This window comes from Nocardia sp. bgisy134 (genome assembly GCF_057708325.1).
In genome coordinates, this window is the sequence record NZ_JBYIRW010000004.1 from 25,454 (window position 1) to 41,384 (window position 15,931).

The 15,931-nt window shown below is 67.7% G+C and carries 13 protein-coding genes; 3 read left to right on the plus strand and 10 right to left on the minus strand.

Annotation, left to right across the window (positions count from 1 at the left end):
- Positions 1-33: 33 nt before the first annotated feature.
- Entirely contained in the window at positions 34-1,179 is a 1,146-nt protein-coding gene (locus AC3ERS_RS09045) for an LLM class flavin-dependent oxidoreductase (RefSeq protein WP_431965472.1), read from the minus strand.
- A gap of 218 nt (positions 1,180-1,397) precedes the next feature.
- On the opposite strand from AC3ERS_RS09045, the gene AC3ERS_RS09050 reads away from it, so the two are divergent.
- On the plus strand, positions 1,398-2,897 hold the full coding sequence (locus AC3ERS_RS09050; protein WP_431965474.1) for a flavin-containing monooxygenase: 1,500 nt from the start codon (positions 1,398-1,400) through the stop codon (positions 2,895-2,897).
- A 54-nt stretch (positions 2,898-2,951) separates the two neighbouring features.
- On the opposite strand, the gene AC3ERS_RS09055 is transcribed toward AC3ERS_RS09050, so the two are convergent.
- On the minus strand, positions 2,952-3,563 hold the full coding sequence (locus AC3ERS_RS09055; RefSeq protein WP_431965476.1) for a TetR/AcrR family transcriptional regulator: 612 nt from the start codon (positions 3,561-3,563) through the stop codon (positions 2,952-2,954).
- Positions 3,564-3,612: 49 nt separating this feature from the next.
- Between AC3ERS_RS09055 and AC3ERS_RS09060 the strand changes: the two genes are divergently transcribed.
- Positions 3,613-6,801, plus strand: a complete 3,189-nt coding sequence (locus AC3ERS_RS09060) for an acetyl-CoA carboxylase family protein (protein ID WP_431966157.1) — start codon at positions 3,613-3,615, stop codon at positions 6,799-6,801.
- A gap of 75 nt (positions 6,802-6,876) precedes the next feature.
- Positions 6,877-7,527 (plus strand): pentapeptide repeat-containing protein, encoded by a 651-nt coding sequence (locus tag AC3ERS_RS09065; protein WP_431965478.1) that lies wholly within the window; start codon positions 6,877-6,879, stop codon positions 7,525-7,527.
- Here the strand turns inward: AC3ERS_RS09065 and AC3ERS_RS09070 are convergent.
- The 8 genes from AC3ERS_RS09070 to AC3ERS_RS09105 all read right to left on the minus strand — a co-directional run bounded on the left by AC3ERS_RS09070 (position 7,505) and on the right by AC3ERS_RS09105 (position 15,930).
- Positions 7,505-7,753 carry a recombinase family protein gene (locus AC3ERS_RS09070; RefSeq protein WP_488186285.1) on the minus strand — a complete coding sequence of 83 codons (249 nt, stop codon included), beginning with the start codon at positions 7,751-7,753 and terminating at the stop codon, positions 7,505-7,507. The genes AC3ERS_RS09065 and AC3ERS_RS09070 overlap by 23 nt on opposite strands.
- A 194-nt stretch (positions 7,754-7,947) precedes the next feature.
- A complete protein-coding gene (locus tag AC3ERS_RS09075) occupies positions 7,948-10,629 on the minus strand; it encodes a DUF4132 domain-containing protein (protein WP_431965482.1) in 2,682 nt (893 codons plus the stop codon).
- Positions 10,630-11,019: a hypothetical protein gene (locus tag AC3ERS_RS09080; RefSeq protein ID WP_431965484.1), complete on the minus strand. Its 390-nt coding sequence runs from the start codon at positions 11,017-11,019 to the stop codon at positions 10,630-10,632.
- Between the two features lie 162 nt (positions 11,020-11,181).
- Positions 11,182-11,808, minus strand: coding sequence for a hypothetical protein (locus tag AC3ERS_RS09085; RefSeq protein WP_431965486.1), 627 nt, complete (start codon positions 11,806-11,808; stop codon positions 11,182-11,184).
- A 224-nt stretch (positions 11,809-12,032) separates the two neighbouring features.
- A complete protein-coding gene (locus AC3ERS_RS09090) occupies positions 12,033-12,482 on the minus strand; it encodes a hypothetical protein (RefSeq protein ID WP_431965488.1) in 450 nt (149 codons plus the stop codon).
- Between the two features lie 228 nt (positions 12,483-12,710).
- Positions 12,711-13,760 carry an MlaD family protein gene (locus AC3ERS_RS09095; protein ID WP_431965490.1) on the minus strand — a complete coding sequence of 350 codons (1,050 nt, stop codon included), beginning with the start codon at positions 13,758-13,760 and terminating at the stop codon, positions 12,711-12,713.
- Entirely contained in the window at positions 13,757-14,836 is a 1,080-nt protein-coding gene (locus AC3ERS_RS09100) for an MlaD family protein (protein WP_431965492.1), read from the minus strand. Before AC3ERS_RS09100 ends, AC3ERS_RS09095 begins: the two co-directional genes overlap by 4 nt.
- Positions 14,833-15,930 carry an MlaD family protein gene (locus AC3ERS_RS09105; protein WP_431965494.1) on the minus strand — a complete coding sequence of 366 codons (1,098 nt, stop codon included), beginning with the start codon at positions 15,928-15,930 and terminating at the stop codon, positions 14,833-14,835. The genes AC3ERS_RS09100 and AC3ERS_RS09105 overlap by 4 nt, the downstream gene beginning before the upstream one ends.
- Between the last annotated feature and the right edge of the window lies 1 nt (position 15,931).

Sequence of the window (15,931 nt, forward strand, 5' to 3'; positions counted from 1 at the left end):
CATACAGGCAGCGGGCGCACCCCGGCGGCGCGCTCAGCTGGACGACGAGGTTGCGAACGGAGTGCCGACGCGGACCGGCGCCGCGCGGTGCGGATGCCGCCACAGACCCTTGCGCTCCAGGATCGGCAGCACCCCCTCGCCGAACCAGTACGCCTCCTCGAGGTGCGGATAGCCGGACAGGATGAAGTGGGTGATGCCGAGGCGCGAGTACTCGACCAGCCGCTCGGCGACCTCCTCGTGCGAGCCGACGAGCGCGGTGCCCGCGCCGCCGCGCACCAGTCCGACACCGGCCCACAGGTTCGGCGCGATCTCCAGCCGCTCGCTGCTGCCGCCGTGTAGCTCGAGCATCCGGCGTTGCCCCTCGGACTCGCTGCGGGCGAGGTTCGCCTGCACCCGTTCGACGTCGGCGGGATCGATGCCCTGTAGCAGCCGCTCGGCCTCGGCCCACGCCTGTTCGGAGGTGTCGCGACTGATGACGTGGATGCGCAGGCCGTAGTCGAGGACGCGGCCGTGGTCGACGGCGAGACGCCGGATCCACTCCAGCTTCCTGCTCACCGCGAGCAGCGGCTCGCCCCAGGTGAGGTAGGTGTCGGCGTAGCGGGCGGCCACCGGCCCGGCGGGCGCCGACGAGCCGCCGAAGAACACCGGCGGGATCGGGTCGGGCCGGTTGCTCAGCAGGGCCTCGCGGACCCGGATGTGCTCGCCCTCGAAGGTCAGCGGCTCGGTCGATCGCCACAGCTCCCGCACGACGTGCAGGAATTCGCCGGTGCGGGCATAGCGCTGATCCTTGTCGAGGAAATCGCCGTAGGCCTGCTGCTCGTGCGGTTCGCCGCCGGTCACCACGTTGAGCAGCAGCCGGCCGCGCGAATGGCGCTGGAAGGTGCCCGCCATCTGGGCGGCCAACGTCGGGCTGATCAGGCCGGGGCGGAAGGCGACCAGGAATTTCAGCGTCTCGGTGGTCTCCACCAGCATCGCGGTGGTGAGCCAGGCGTCCTCGCACCAGGCGCCGGTCGGCGTCAGCACCGCCTCGAAGCCGTTGTCCTCGGCGGCGGCGCCGATCTGATTCAGGTAGCGCAGCGAGGCAGGACGGTCGCCCGACATGAAGGTGCCGTGGCCGCCCGCGACCAGACCGCGCGAATCACCGTAGGTGGGCAGGAACCAGTGGAACGACAGACTCATGCGTGCGTCACTTCCTTCGGGCGTGGGAGTCGTGGGCATGCCGCAGTGGTTCATGGTGCTGACCGCACGTCCCGGGGTCACGGTTTGCGACCACCATGGTTTTTATCGCCGATCAGGGGATTCGCGTTATAGACGTTACTTCTAATAACATGTACCCTCGATTGAACACGCTCGGACGACGTCGCCCGGGTGCGAGACCAGACGAAACGAGTACCTCAATGACGCGGCATGTCGACGTACTGATCATCGGCGCTGGCCTGTCCGGAATCGGGATGGCCTGCCATCTCACCCGCGAGCAGACCGGACGCAGCTACGCGATCCTGGAACGGCGCAGCGCCATCGGCGGGACCTGGGACCTGTTCAAATACCCGGGCATTCGCTCCGACTCGGACATGTACACCTTCGGCTACGGCTTCCGCCCGTGGCACGGCACCAAGGTGCTCGCCGACGGACCGCACATCCGCCAGTACATCGAGGACACCGCCGCCGAGTACGGCGTCACCGAGCACATCCGGTTCGGCCGCAAGGTGACCGTCGCGCGCTGGTCCAGCGAAGCCGAGCTGTGGACCGTCACCGCGATCGACGAGCGGACCGGCGCGACCGAGGAGTGGACCAGCAACTTCCTGGTCGGCTGCACCGGCTACTACGACTACGACAACGGCTTCCGCCCCGAGTTCCCCGGCGAGCAGGACTACCGCGGGCAGATCGTGCACCCGCAGCACTGGCCCGAGGATCTGGACTACCGCGGTAAGCGCGTGGTCGTCATCGGCAGCGGCGCCACCGCGATCACCCTCATCCCGGCGATGAGCGAAGACGCCGCGCACGTGACCATGCTGCAGCGCTCGCCCACCTACATCACCGCGTTGCCCGCCGACGACCCGGTCGCGGTCGGCATGAAGGCGGCCAAGGTGCCCGCGAAACTCGCCTACCGGATCGGCCGCGCGCGCAATATCGCCTTGCAGCGCGCCAGTTTCCAGCTCTCCCGCACCAATCCGGCGGCGGCCAAGAAGCTGTTGCTCGCCGCAGTCCGGCTGCAGGTCGGCGCGGATCTGGACATGCGCCATTTCACGCCGTCCTACAACCCGTGGGACCAGCGCCTGTGCGTGGTGCCCAACGGCGACCTGTTCAAGGTGCTGCGCAGCGGTAAGGCCTCGATCGTCACCGATCGCATCGAGACCTTCACCGAGACCGGCATCCGGCTGGCCTCCGGCGAGGAACTCGAGGCCGACATCGTCATCAGCGCGACGGGCCTTTCGGTACAGATGCTCGGCGGTGCGTCGCTCGAGATCGACGGCGAGCCGGTGGTGACCCGCGATCGCGTGGTCTACAAGGGCGCGCTGCTCGACGGCGTGCCCAACGCCATGATGGTGCTCGGCTACACCAACGCGTCGTGGACGCTGAAGGCCGATCTGGCCGCCGAGTACTTCTGCCGTCTGCTCAATCACCTGAAGTCCAAGGGCCTCACCAAGTTCGTCGCGGTGGCCGAGGAGGGCGACCGCGGCGCCGCTTCGGTGATGGGCGGCGCGCTGACCTCGGGCTACATCAAGCGCGGCGACGCGGTGATGCCGCGCCAGGGCACCAACGGCCCGTGGCAGGTGATCAACAACTACTTCCGCGACCGCGCCCTGTTGCGCAAGGCGTCGCTCGAGGACGGCGTGCTGCGCTTCAGCGGAGCCACCGACCGGCCCGCCGCGCTGCTGGACAGCCGCAGCGCCTGATCCACTCCGACCACCGCTCTCGGCCCGCCGACTCTTCGGCGGGCCGAAGTCGTGTCACGGCATGCCGAGCAATGTCTCGGCGATGGTGTAGACGTTGCGTAGATACGCGTCCCACACCGCCGCGTCCGCGTCGCGACGTACCAGTGCGCCGCGGGTCAGCGAATACCCGACGGTCTCGGCGACCACGCGCGGCTCGGCGACCGGCGAGATCGCCGCGGCCTGCTGTTGGCGCTCGATCCACCGGGTGAAACGGCGGGTCGGACGCTCGGTGATCTCGCCAACGAGTCCGGCCAACGCCGGATCGATGGCGCCGCGCTCCTCGAGCATCCGCAGCAACGGACCGGTCTTGCGGACCGCGATCGCGAAGGCGTCGATGGTGGCGCGCAACGTCTTTCGCGGATCGTCGCCGGTGAGGCCGGGTTCTTGCGCGGCGAGGAAGTCGTCACGCACCCGGACGGCGAGCGCGTGGAAGATCTCGTCTTTCGAGGCGAAGTACACATACAGCGTGGCGCGCGCGACGCCCGCCTCCGCGGTGATGGCCGCGACGGTGGTCTCGGCGTAGCCGCGCGCGGTGAAGACCCGGGCGGCGGCGTCGAGCAGATCACGGTGGCGGTCGGTGTGCGAGCGTTCGCGCGCGCCGCGAACCGACCAGGCGGAGGAGGTCACGACAATATGGTCATTGACGTTGACGTCAATGTCAACGAAACTGGGCGGCATGTACGTCGTCGTGGCCAATAGAGGAGAAATCGCGGTCCGCGTCCTGCGGACCGCCCGTGAGCGCGGATACCGCACGCTAGCGGTGTACACCGCCGACGAACGCGAGGCCATGCACGTCCACCTCGCCGACGACGCGGTGGAACTGAACGGACACGGCGCGGCCGCCTACCTGGACGTGGCGGGCATCGTGGCCGCGGCGAGAAAGGCGGAATCCGGCGCGCTGGTTCATCCCGGCTACGGATTCCTCAGCGAGAGCGCCGATTTGGCGGCCGCGTGCGCCGCGGCGGACGTGGTCTTCGTCGGTCCGTCGCCCGAGGTGTTGTGTACCTTCGGCGACAAGACCGCCGCGCGCGCCGCGGCCGAACGCGCGGGCGTGCGCGTTCTGCCCGCCACGCCCGCGGGTTCCGGCGTGGACGAGATCACCGAGCTGCTCGCCCGCTATCCGGAAGGCGTCATGGTCAAGGCCGCGGCCGGTGGCGGCGGGCGCGGCATGCGCGTGGTGCGCGACCCCGCCGAATTGCCCGCCGCCTACGAGTACTGCCGGGCCGAGGCGCGCGCGGGATTCGGCGACGACACCGTCTACGCGGAGGCGCTGGTGCCCGCGGCCAGGCACATCGAGGTGCAGGTCGTCGCGGACGGCGCCGTGGCGATGGCGCTCGGCGACCGCGATTGCAGCGTGCAGCGGCGCCACCAGAAGCTGATCGAGATCGCGCCCGCGCCCGGGCTGGACTCGGCCGTGCGCGAGCAGTTGCACGCCGATGCCGTCGCGCTTGCCGAATCGGTGCGTTGTCGCGGCGTGATCACCGTCGAATTCCTCGTCAGCGGAACGCACTACTGGTTCCTGGAGGTGAATCCGCGGCTCCAGGTGGAGCACACCGTGACCGAGGAGGTCACCGGAGCCGACCTCGTCGCGCTCCAGTTCGATCTGGCGCGCGGCGCCTCGCTCGCCGAGCTCGACCTGCCCGATCCCGCGCCACGCGGCTGTGCCGTCCAGGCCCGGGTGAACGCCGAAATCGTCACGGCCGGTGGGGAAGTGCTGCCTGCCTCCGGCACCGTCACGCGGTTCGCCGCGCCGACCGGCGTCGGTGTGCGGGTCGACACCGGCCTGTACGCCGGACTGCGGCACGGCGTGCACTTCGATTCGCTGCTGGCGAAGGTGATCGCGCGCGCGGGGTCGTATCCTGCCGCGCTGCGGCGCTGCGCGGACGCGCTGGCCGAGACCGTCGTCGCCGGAGTGGACACCAACGCGACCGTGCTGCGGGCGGTACTCGACGAGCTCGGCCACAGTGGCGCGGTCACCACCTCGTGGTTCGAGCAGCATGCCGCCGAATTCGCCGCGCGCGCAGCCGATCTCGCCACCGCACTGCCCTCGGTCGATACCGCCGCCGATACCGTGGCCGCACGCGAGCCCGACCCGCTGTTCGACGGCGAGACAGCGCTGTCGACGCCGATGGGCGGCACGGTCGTGAGCCTGGTCGAAGCGGGCGCCGTCGTCCCCGCCGGTGGCGAAGTGGCGGTGCTGGAAGCCATGAAGATGCAACACGTGCTGCGCGCCGAACAGCCGCTGCGCGTGCTGCGGCACCTCGTCGTGCCCGGCGACACCGTCGACCCGCACGCCGCGCTACTGGTCTGGGCCGCGAGCGAGCACGACGGCGAAACGGACGACGTCGCCGCCGTCGACCTGGACGCGATCCGCGCCGATCTCGCCGAAGTCCACGAGCGGCATCGCATCGGCCTGGACGCCGCCCGGCCCGAGGCCGTCGCCAAACGCCACCGGCTCGGCCGCCGCACCGCCCGCGAGAACATCGCCGATCTGGTCGACGCGGACAGCTTCCTCGAATACGGGGCGCTGGCGGTCGCCGCGCAACGCTCGCGCCGCAGCCCTGAGGACCTCATCGCCAACACACCGGCGGACGGCCTGATCACCGGCGTGGCGACGATCAACGCCGACCGTTTCGGCGCGGACGCGGCCCGCGCGGTCGTCCTCTCCTACGACTACACGGTGCTCGCGGGCACCCAGGGCATGCGCAACCACGTCAAGACCGACCGCATGCTGGAACTGGCTCGTGAACAACGACTTCCGGTGCTGTTCTTCACCGAAGGCGGTGGCGGCCGTCCCGGCGACACCGACTACGCGGGCATCTCGGGCCTGGACGTCACCACCTTCCGCGCCATGGGCGCGCTGTCCGGCAGGGTGCCGCTGATCGGCATCGTCTCCGGCCGCTGCTTCGCGGGCAACGCCGCCCTGCTCGGCATGTGCGATGTCGTGATCGCCACCCCCGACGCGAACATCGGCATGGGCGGGCCCGCCATGATCGAAGGCGGCGGCCTCGGCGTCTACGCGCCGGAGGACATCGGGCCGATCGAGGTGCAGCGTCGCAACGGCGTGGTGCACCTGGTCGCGGCCGACGAAGCCGAAGCGGTCGCCCTGGCGCGCCGCTATCTGGGCTATTTCCAAGGCGGCGAGACCGAATGGACGGCACCCGATCCCCGGCTCGCGCGCCACGTGGTGCCCGAGAATCGCCTGCGCGCCTTCGATATTCGCGCGGCCATCGCCTCGATCGCCGACGTCGGTTCGGTGCTGGAATTGCGCAGGGACTGGGGCGTCGGCATCGTCACCGCCCTGGTGCGCGTCGAGGGGCGGCCGTTCGGGTTGATCGCCAACGACTGCCATCACCTCGGCGGCGCCATCGACGCGCCCGCCGCCGACAAGCTGGCCATGTTCCTCCGGCTCTGCGACGCGCACGGGCTGCCGATCGTGTCGCTGTGCGACACACCGGGTTTCATGGTCGGGCCGGAGGCCGAGACGCACGCGACGGTCACCAAGTTCAGTCGCCTGTTCGTCGACGCGGCCGCGCTGTCGGTGCCGTGGGGCACGGTGATCCTGCGTAAGGGATACGGCCTCGGCGCGCAGGCCATGGCCGCAGGCTCGTTCCGCGCGCCGCGTTTCGTGATCGCCTGGCCGACCGGAGAGATCGGCGGCATGGGCCTGGAGGGTGCGGTGCGCCTCGGCTTCGCAAAGGAGCTGGCCGCCATCGCGGACCCGGACGAGCGGCAGACGGCCTTCGACAACCTCGTGCAGCTCGCCTACGCCAACGGCAAGGCGCTCACCGCGGCGACCGTGCTGGAGCTCGACGACGTCATCGATCCCGCCGATACCCGCCGCTGGCTGTGCACGCTGCGTTGACCTGCCTCGACGCCGGTTGTCGGTGGGCGCTGGTAGACAGGATCGACCGTTGTCGACTGAGTTGGGAGGTGGGGCGTGGCACGTGAACTGGCGGATCTGCCGTTCGCGCGGTACCTGACGCCGTTCGAGGAGGAGCCGGAGCGCGAGGGCGATTACGACTGCGTCCACGTCGACGATCGCCAACTCGAACACCTCGGGGCCGAGCACGTGCGTTTCGCCGAGTCCGCGTTGACCTCGCTCACCGTCACCCGGGGCAGCTTTCGCTACGGGCGGTTCACCGACGTCTGGTTGCGCGCCGTCTCCTGGATCGGCACCGATCTCTCGGATACCTCGTGGCAGGACGCCGAATTCGTCGAAGGCGTGTTCTCCGGCGTGGACGCGGGCGGCACGGTGCTGCGCCGCGTCCGGTTCGAGGGCTGCAAATTCGACTCGGTCAACTTCCGCCGCGCGAAGCTGCGCGAGGTCTCGTTCGTCGACTGCGTCCTGCGGCACACCGATTTCGGCGACGCGGATCTCACCACGGTGAGTTTCCCCGGCTCGACACTGACAGACCTTTCGCTCAACAAGACCACAATGCGCAAGGTCGACCTGCGCGGCGCCACACGAATCGGCATCGCCGACGGGCTCGACGGTCTGCGCGGCGCAACCATCACACCACTGCAATTGATGGACCTGGCCCCAAGCTTCGCGAGCACTCTCGGCATCACCGTCGCCGACGAGCAGTAGGTCCGTGGGCGAATTGGTGGAGCGCGTCGATGTGGGAGCCTTGCAGTTCGCCGGTGAGGAATTCCAGGCCGATGTCGGAGGCTTTCAATTGCTCGGCGAGGGCGGCGAGTTCGATTCCGCGGCCGAGGCGTTTGTGTTCGTGCACGACGAGGGTGGCCGCGACACCGGAGGCCCGCAGTTCCCGGGCGAGGGTGACGGCGTTGTCCAGTTCGGGGCGGGTGGAGATCTTCTCGGCGAAGACCCGACCGACGCCGGGGAACGCCCAGGACGCTCCCCGCCGGAGCCGTGTTTCATAGGTGACCGCCTATGAAACACCCCATCCTCGTCTTGGGTGAGATAAGGATCGTGTAGGAGCGGAAGTGCGCCACGAGATGGCAATCGGTGCACTGAGTTCGACCAACTGTCACGCCTGAAGCATTGTCACGGGAGTTGGCTCAGGATGGTTGGGTCGGTGATTTTTGTGTCGTTGGCCAGAAGCAGGGCTTTGCTGAGGATCACCGACAGCATCCGGTCACCGTCGAACGGCAGGAACGAGTCCGGTTCGGTTGTTCGTGCCGAGGGGACGATGCACAGGTAGCGGTTGTTGGGGTCGATCAGGACATTTCCTGAGCCCAGGTGGATCCGATACGAATGCTTGGTACCTCGCACGTGCAGGAATCTGTCTTCCACGGTGCATTGGTGGCCGATGTCCAGTCGGGGCAGCAGCCTGGTCAGCAGGTCACGTCTGGTTTGTGCAGTCTGGTTCAGGTCGCCGAAACTGTAGTCGGTCCAGTAGTCGGCGAACCTGCCGTTCGGACCACCGTCGTACCATGTCGGATCGTTGCCGATGCTGGCCACACCGACGAACAGGTCCACGTCGCGCAGTACTTCGCTCAGGACCAGTTCGGGCACGTCCGACAGTGGCAGTGGCTCGGCCGACCCATGGAAGCCGCCATGGAAAGCGCTGTTGGCAAGGTTCAGTGGTGCGTCGATCGGGTAGAACCGCACCTGGTCGGTGCGCAGGCGTAGGTAGCTGCCGGACTCCGTGATGTCGACGTCCCCAATGTCGTCGCGGTCGCCCTCCACCCAGTATTCCGCGCGCACACCCCACTGCGGCAGTTCACGGGTCGGTGGCGGCACGGAGGTGTCGGCATCCAGCAAGAGCTTGTTGCGCCATCCCCGGACAGCGGCCAACGCGTGGAACTGGTGTTGGCGCAGGATGTGCGCCGCGAAGCGGTTCGAGTAGGTACCGGTGTGGCGTTCTGCGTCGGTGAGTAGGTAGACCTCGCGATGGGTTTGTTTGAACGGCTGCCGGATATTCTTGCATTCCAACCAGTCTCGCCATGCGAGGATCTCCTCCGTCGAGCGACCGAGCGGGTGCCACAGCTCCACGACGTCACCACCCACCGGGTTGTCCGCCACGTCGCGCAGCGCGCCGTCTGCGTAGCCGCAGGTGACCCCGTCGACTGTCCACAACAAACGGCGGGCGATCGTGCCCACCAAGGGGTGGTCGATGTAATACTCCCGCCACGAGGGGTAATCCCAGGTGCGGCGCTCCAGGAACTGGCGATCCAGCCGTTCGACTTGGGCGGTCAGCATCTTGCCGATGTCCTTGGCCGCCGCCTCGAGTTCTTTCAATTCCTCGGCATGGTCGCGTTTCACCGCGGCCGGGACGCTTTTCACCGGTTTGCTCGTGAACCAGCACAGCACCGCCTTGGTGCCGTCCACGGTCACCGTCGCCGACGCGGCGCCGAAGGCGAATTCCGCCGTGCCTACCGACGTCAGGCCGTAGGCGGGCACGGCCATCTCCTCGATCTGAGTGCGGGTCAGCCCGAGCGCGTGTGCAATGGTCTCCAGCGCGACGTTGATCAGCTTCAACGTGCCCTTGTAAGTCACTGTGGCGGCCAGGCGGGCCAGCTCACCCAGCGCCGCCTCGCCGCTCACCTGGCTCAGAGCGTAAACACCGGCGTTGGCTATGGGGTTACGTGGTCCCAGACCCTTGATTTTGCGCAGCGACGTTTCCACCAGGCCGCCCAGGATGCGGGCGGTCGTCGGCTGCGGGGGCCGATACGTCAGCAGCCACAGCAGACCGCGCACAGCGTTCGCGTTGAACGGGTCGTACTCATCGTTGAGGCCGGGATCTTCGGCGAGACGATGCCGCAGCGGTAATGTCCTGGGTCGGCCAACCAGTTCCAACAACGACAGCACCTTCTCGTCGAAGGAATCCACCTTCGCCAGCAGCGCTCGACCGGTCTTTTCCCACTTGGCGTTCGGTCTTCCCATCGTGGCGGTTGTGGCGAAGGCCAGCAGGTCGTGCCAACCCGGAGACGAGCACGCCAACTCCAGTGCTCGGTCCGCCCATTGCTCACCCACATTGACCACTGGTTCGGGGCATTGCCGGGCGACCTCTGCAACACGAGAGTCCTGGTACCTCTCGCAGGCTCCGCGGCGGTACACCGCGACGACCTCAGGGCTCAAGATACGTCCTGACGCCAGTTCGGCTAGGGCCAGAGATGAGTCGATCGCGAAAAGGCTCAACCTGCCGTGGTGGTTCGACAGGGTTTCCAGCACTGCTCGCCGTTCTTCGACCAGGATCGGCAAGGTGGGTGCGATGGTCGACGCCAAGAGCAGCAGAGAGTGCTGCTCGCGCTCGGAAGCGGTAGGGAACGCAAGCGCGCAAGCGCGAGCAAGCCGTTCGACCGTCTCGGTCGGCAGTTCACGCACCTTGGCGAACAGGGCATGCCACAAGGCATAGTCGGACGCCATATGGGAGGACTCGGCGATCTGGTGTACCCGCACAATCTCGGCGCACAACCTGCCCATATCGTCCGCCGCGATGGCGTCGAGGACCGCTGTCTTGTACTTGGAAGGGACGATGCTCTCTTGCAGATACTTGATCCCGTGTCGGATGTGCTCGGAAGCGGCCGGGGCCGCTGCGGCGCAGACGCGAGCCAACCGCTCGGAGATCTCGTCTGGCAACACGCGTGCCATGTCCGATACCGCACCCCACACGTACTTGTCGGTCTTCGTCTGATACGCCTGCAGATAGGTGTCGAAGAAGGCGTCCATATCGTCCGCAGCGATGGCGGCCCGCGCCGCGGTCTCGTACTCGGACCTCGACATTCAGCCACCCACCAATGCGACGAGCTTCAGGAATGTGATTTCCACACCCAGTGGCAGCGCGACCACCTCGTCCAACTCCTCGATCTGTCGATCGCCGACCAGAACCACGAAACCGTTGCGCCCGAAAGCCTGCAACGCCGCCTCGCACTGGCGTTCCGGATCGACACGACCAGTCGTGCGGAACCCGCCGCGCACCACCTCGGCATCTGCCGGCCGTACCAGACCACGAAAGGCACCACGAGACGCGCCGGCATTGTGTTCGGCGACCTCCTGGAATACTCGCCGCCGGATGATCTCCTGCAGTGGCAGCCGCTCCTCGGTCACCTCGAACATCCAGCCTTCGTCGCGACCCCCGGATGCCGTTTCGTCGACGACCTTCACACTCACCATGACGACAGGGTAGGCACGACCCCTGACAGAACTTGAGAACAGTTTCCTACCAGTGGCCTGCTCCAAGAATTCGTCGCTGCCACGGTGCCGGCTCGGCCGAGGTCGAACGCGCGCCACGGCTGATGGCCGCTGGGACGGCGCTTGCACCCCGGACAGAGGCCATCAAGATGCTTGCGGATAAGCCTCCCGCTCTCGATTCAGATCCAGGCGGGTAGTCATGTCGAGCCGGAAGCTGGCCGGTGAGCTTTCCCGAAGAACGGCGCTTGCGGGCCATGTCAGACTGTGCAGCTCGCTCGCCTCGGATGGCATACCGGCCTGGGCGCAGAACTGCTCGACCAGCGGCGCGCACTCGTCCCAGCTCATCAACTGCGCGTGCAGGTTCGCATACGAGTCCGACCCTGCCACCGCGATATCACCGGAGCGCAGCTCGGCCGCCAGATAGGAGAACACGCACACCGCCAGATGCCGCCGCGACAACATCCTCGGACGGCGCTTGTCCCGCAACACCTTCCGCCACAACTCGCTGGCGAAGGAGTCCACATCCACCCGCACCACCGACTTAACGCCATCGCGTTCAAGCACCACGGTCTCGCCGATCCAGTCCCCGCGCCGGTTCCGCACCGCACGCACGAATTCCACTGCGTCGGCCACGGCGCGCTCCGCGGTCACCGGCTCCAGCTCGATCGAGTCGACCAGCGTGAACAGGTGCGATCGATCGAAGCCACGAAACCACCCGGAACAACAACACCACCAGAGCACCCGAACCCTAACCGGCACCACCCGCCACACCGACGTCGGGTCTCTCACCGGCCACTATGGCCTCAACGGCAGGTTTCTGCCGTATTCCGGTCGACCCTCCAGAAGGCTCGGATGCCCATCGAGTGGCAGACGGCCATGTCCAGAGGCTGGCTTGCCGCGACGTGGATCACGTGTTCGGTTGTCACGCCGAGTTTTTGGTGTGCATGCCGGAAAAGCTGTGGGTTTGGTTTGTAGTGACGGGTGATTCGCCGGGCTCAACTTTCGTGGTGGACGGTAACGGTGTTGTTCCGATCCCACACGGCGACAAGCAGCTGGTCGGTGGGCTTGTCAGCGCCGATCGCGAAGTCGAGCGCGAGAACACGTTCCGTCGCCGCGGGGCTGATCGCAATGCCGACGACGAGTAGATGGTCGAGGAAGACCTTGTCGGTAACAGCCTCACAAGTGTCCACGTCGAACAAGTCGCCCGCCATCTCTTCGGGGATCTCCTCGAGATGAACCTTGCGAAACAATGAGGTCGTCGACCGGGGATCGGTCAGCTCGGCGGCGAAAGCGACGAAGGCCGCAGCGACCAGGGCCTTCACATCGAGGAGAGCGGTCTCGGCCTTGTCGAGTTCGCTTTGGTTCAGAGTCTCGTCACCGTGAATCCAATACCAGGCACCGGCTCCGAATCCGTCTATTCCAGCAGGTAGCACGGCACCGGCCACCGAGTCGTCGCCGAAATCGAGGTGCCCCGCGAACCGGCTGGTCAGGTGATTCATGGTCCGATCGTGCCATCCATGAGGGACAGGGTTCCGGACTGGCATCCCGCGACACTCTTTTGCCAGATTGGCGTCGGCCGAACTTCTCGGAGCCGGGCGGCGCCGGTGACCCCGCAGCGCTGCACAGAGACCTGGACAGCGTTCAGCGAATGTCGGCCTCCGCGAAGGACCGACCTACCGGACGGTGATCTGCAATTGCAGTGCGCCGTCCGGGGTCGTGGCGTGCAGGGCCTGGGAGATCAGGCTGCCGAGGTCGACCTTGCCGAGCACTCCCGTTGTCAGTGCGAGCAGTGGCTGGACGACCGGAAACAGTTCGCGCAGTTCGGGGCCGAGGAGATCCAGCTTCTGGGTGAGGGCGTCGAGGAACGGGAGCAGTCCGATCACGTCCTCGGTGTCGGTGAGGTAGTCCGCGGGGGTGTCGCCGATCCGCAGGACGCGCGCGATCGCCGCGGCCACGTCGCTGACCCGCGGACCGAACTCGGCCCACGGTCTGGAGGCGGCGGCCAATTCGCCGCCCGCCCATGTCATATCGGTGGCCTGGGCCTGCATGTCGACCAGCAGCCTGCGAATCAGGTCGGTGCGGCTCAGTAGTGTGGCCGCCAACAGGTCGCCTGCCCTGGACAGTTGCGGGATCACCGCCTCGGTGCCCGCGAGTCCGGTGCTGAAGTTGTCGATGATGGCGGCCACGGTCGCCGGGTCGATCTGCTCGAGGAGCTGGGTCGCGGTGCGGGCGACCTCGGGGATCGACACCGGCCGCTGCACCGACGCGGCCGCGAGCCGGTCGCCGTCGCGCAGGTACGGCGCGTCCGCGACCGTCGGCCGGAACTCCAGATACGGCTCGCCCAGCGCCGAGAGCGTCTCGATGCGGACCGAACTGTTCGCGGGCACCCGGTATTCGGCGTCGTAACGGAAGGCCACATCGATGCCATCGCGGGTGTGCGTCACCGCGGTGATCTGCCCGATCTGGATACCGGAGAGCAGCACCTTGGATCGCGGCAGCAGGCCACCGGAATCCGGGACCGTCATGGTGGCCTCGGTGTACTCGGTGAACCAGCCGACCCGCACCACGCCGAAGCTCAGATGTCCCACGCCGATCAGCAGAATCGCCGCGATCGCGGCCAGCGAAGCGAGTGGGCCGAGTCGCCGCAACACCTCGTCGGTCGCGCTGCCCGCGGGATTCTGGGGGACGTAGCCGGGATAGGCGGTTTCGGTGGCGACGTTCATCGCACGACTCCGATCATCCTGAGGGTGGCGATGATTCGAGCCACCTGCTCGTCGGTGGCGACCGGCGTCGGCGCCCCTTCCACCGTTCCCGTTCCCTCCACGAACACCTGGCCGACGTTCAGCTTCGGCCCGCGCTCCACGAACGGAATGATCTTGTCGCGGATCAGCGACACCACCCGGTTCAGATTCGACGGTGCGCTCAGATCCAGCGGCCGGTCCGCGAACAACAACGGCACCAAGGCTTTCGCGGCCTCGTCGCCCGCCTCGAGCAGCGGCGCGAGCCAGGCGATTGCGTGCCCGACGATGCCGAGCCCGCCGACCACGCCGAGCGTGAGCACCAGTGATGTCGCGTCGGCGGGGATCTCCACCGCGCCACGCTCGCTGAGCAGCGCGTCGAGTTCCCGCGGATTGCGCAGCGCCACATCGAGATCGCGCTGGATCGAGTCGAGGAACCGGTCCACCACCACCATGTGCTCGGCCACGTCGGACACGTCGCGGCCGAGCACCTCGAAGATCCGCGCGGTCTCGGCGGGCCGCTCGGGCAGCGTCGCGTTGACGCGGTTGACGATGGCCTGCATCTGCTGCATCGCGCCGCCGCCGACGAAGGTCGACATGCCCGCCAGCAGGTCTTCCACCTGAAGCGCGGGGCGGGTCCGCGCCAGCGGTATGGTGCCGCCCGGCGCGATGACACGGTCGAAATCGCCGGTGGGCGTGCTGAGTCCGATGTAGATGTCGCCGAGGATGGTGTTCTGGCGCAGCTGCACGGTGGTGGTCACCGGCAGTCGCACCGCCTCGGCGATCTCGACGACCGCCTCCACCCGGCCGGGCTGCTCCGGCGTCGGGTCGACCACTCGCACCTCGCGCAGGCTGCCGATCTGCGCGCCGTTGGCCACCACCTTGGCCTGGGCGGGCAGGTTCAGTGCGTTCGCCAGCTCGATCCGCACCCGGTAGGTCGGACCGGACACGGTCGCGCCGGGCACCGGCACCTGGGCGGGATCGAATCCGCATCCGGGCAACAGCAGAGCGGCCGCCAGTGCGACAGCGAGCATGGCGTGGCGGACCGATCGCGTAGTCATCGAGCACCTACCGTTCCGAGCACCAGGGACACCAGATTCACGTCGGCCAAACCGTTTTCGGCACCGTCACAGTGGCCGGGCCGCAGCGCGTTGAGCGCGGCGCAGATCCGATCGGCCTGCTCGCGCGGCAGCCCGACCTTGGGCGCGGCATAGGTCAGCTGCGGCCGCCCGGTCGCCGGGTCGATCACCTGCTCGAAGAACTGCACGATCGGCGGGACCATCGACACCAGCTGCTGGAGCGACCCGACGTTCGCGGAGAGCAGCCGCAGGCCCGGTAGCGCGCCGTCCAGCGCGCCGAGGATCGGCCTGCCGTACTCACGGGCGATGCTGTTGAGCCACGGCAGGATGACCAGCAGCGAGTCGATCAGCTGCACCACGCGGTCCCAGAGCTCGTTGATGAAGGCGATGCCCTCGCTCGCCTGCACCAGCACGATCTTGATGTCCTCCCAGTTCAGCGCGATGCTCGACATCAGTGAGCCGTAGGAGTCCAGCAGCCCGCCGATGCGCCCGATGGCCGCGTCCGGCGCGCGCAGGGCATCGCCGAGATCGGTGATCAGCTTGTTCAGCTCCGGACCGGTGCCCGAAGTGGCGGCCTCGAAGGCGACGACGCTGTCCCGAATCCTGGTCTGCTCGCCCGGATTTCCGCCGCCGGTCAGCTGGGCCGCCAGCTGGGAGAAGCCCTGGAGTGTTTGGCTGATGCTCTTCGGCGTGAAGGTGTTCGTGATGCACGTCGAGCGATCCCACGGCGCCGCGCCCGGCTCGCCGAGGACCGCGAGGGCGCGATCGGCGACCAGGGTGTCGGAGACCGTGGTCGCGGTGACCTCCCCGCGCAGCACGCGCTCCGCCTGCACCTCGAAGTCGACCCGCACCGCCGTGCCCTCGGGTCGCACCGCGTTGACCGTGCCGATCGGAATGCCGAGCGCCGTCACGTGATTGCCCGGATACAGGCCGACGGCATCGGGCATGATGGCGCAGTAGGCGACCGTCTTCTTCACCGGATCGAACACCACCAGATACCCGATCGCGGCGACCAGCGCCAGCACCAGCGCGCCGAGCACGGTCACGAAACCCTGGGACCGCAGGATGCGCGTCATC

Bases quoted from the DNA above. Each gene is read 5' to 3' on its own strand.
- AC3ERS_RS09045 (WP_431965472.1), bottom strand. From the start codon at position 1,179: ATGAGTCTGTCGTTCCACTGGTTCCTGCCCACCTACGGTGATTCGCGC.
- AC3ERS_RS09095 (WP_431965490.1), bottom strand. From the start codon at position 13,760: ATGAACGTCGCCACCGAAACCGCCTATCCCGGCTACGTCCCCCAGAAT.
- AC3ERS_RS09080 (WP_431965484.1), bottom strand. From the start codon at position 11,019: ATGGTGAGTGTGAAGGTCGTCGACGAAACGGCATCCGGGGGTCGCGAC.
- AC3ERS_RS09105 (WP_431965494.1), bottom strand. From the start codon at position 15,930: ATGACGCGCATCCTGCGGTCCCAGGGTTTCGTGACCGTGCTCGGCGCG.
- AC3ERS_RS09100 (WP_431965492.1), bottom strand. From the start codon at position 14,836: ATGACTACGCGATCGGTCCGCCACGCCATGCTCGCTGTCGCACTGGCG.
- AC3ERS_RS09050 (WP_431965474.1), top strand. From the start codon at position 1,398: ATGACGCGGCATGTCGACGTACTGATCATCGGCGCTGGCCTGTCCGGA.
- AC3ERS_RS09060 (WP_431966157.1), top strand. From the start codon at position 3,613: ATGTACGTCGTCGTGGCCAATAGAGGAGAAATCGCGGTCCGCGTCCTG.
- AC3ERS_RS09075 (WP_431965482.1), bottom strand. From the start codon at position 10,629: ATGTCGAGGTCCGAGTACGAGACCGCGGCGCGGGCCGCCATCGCTGCG.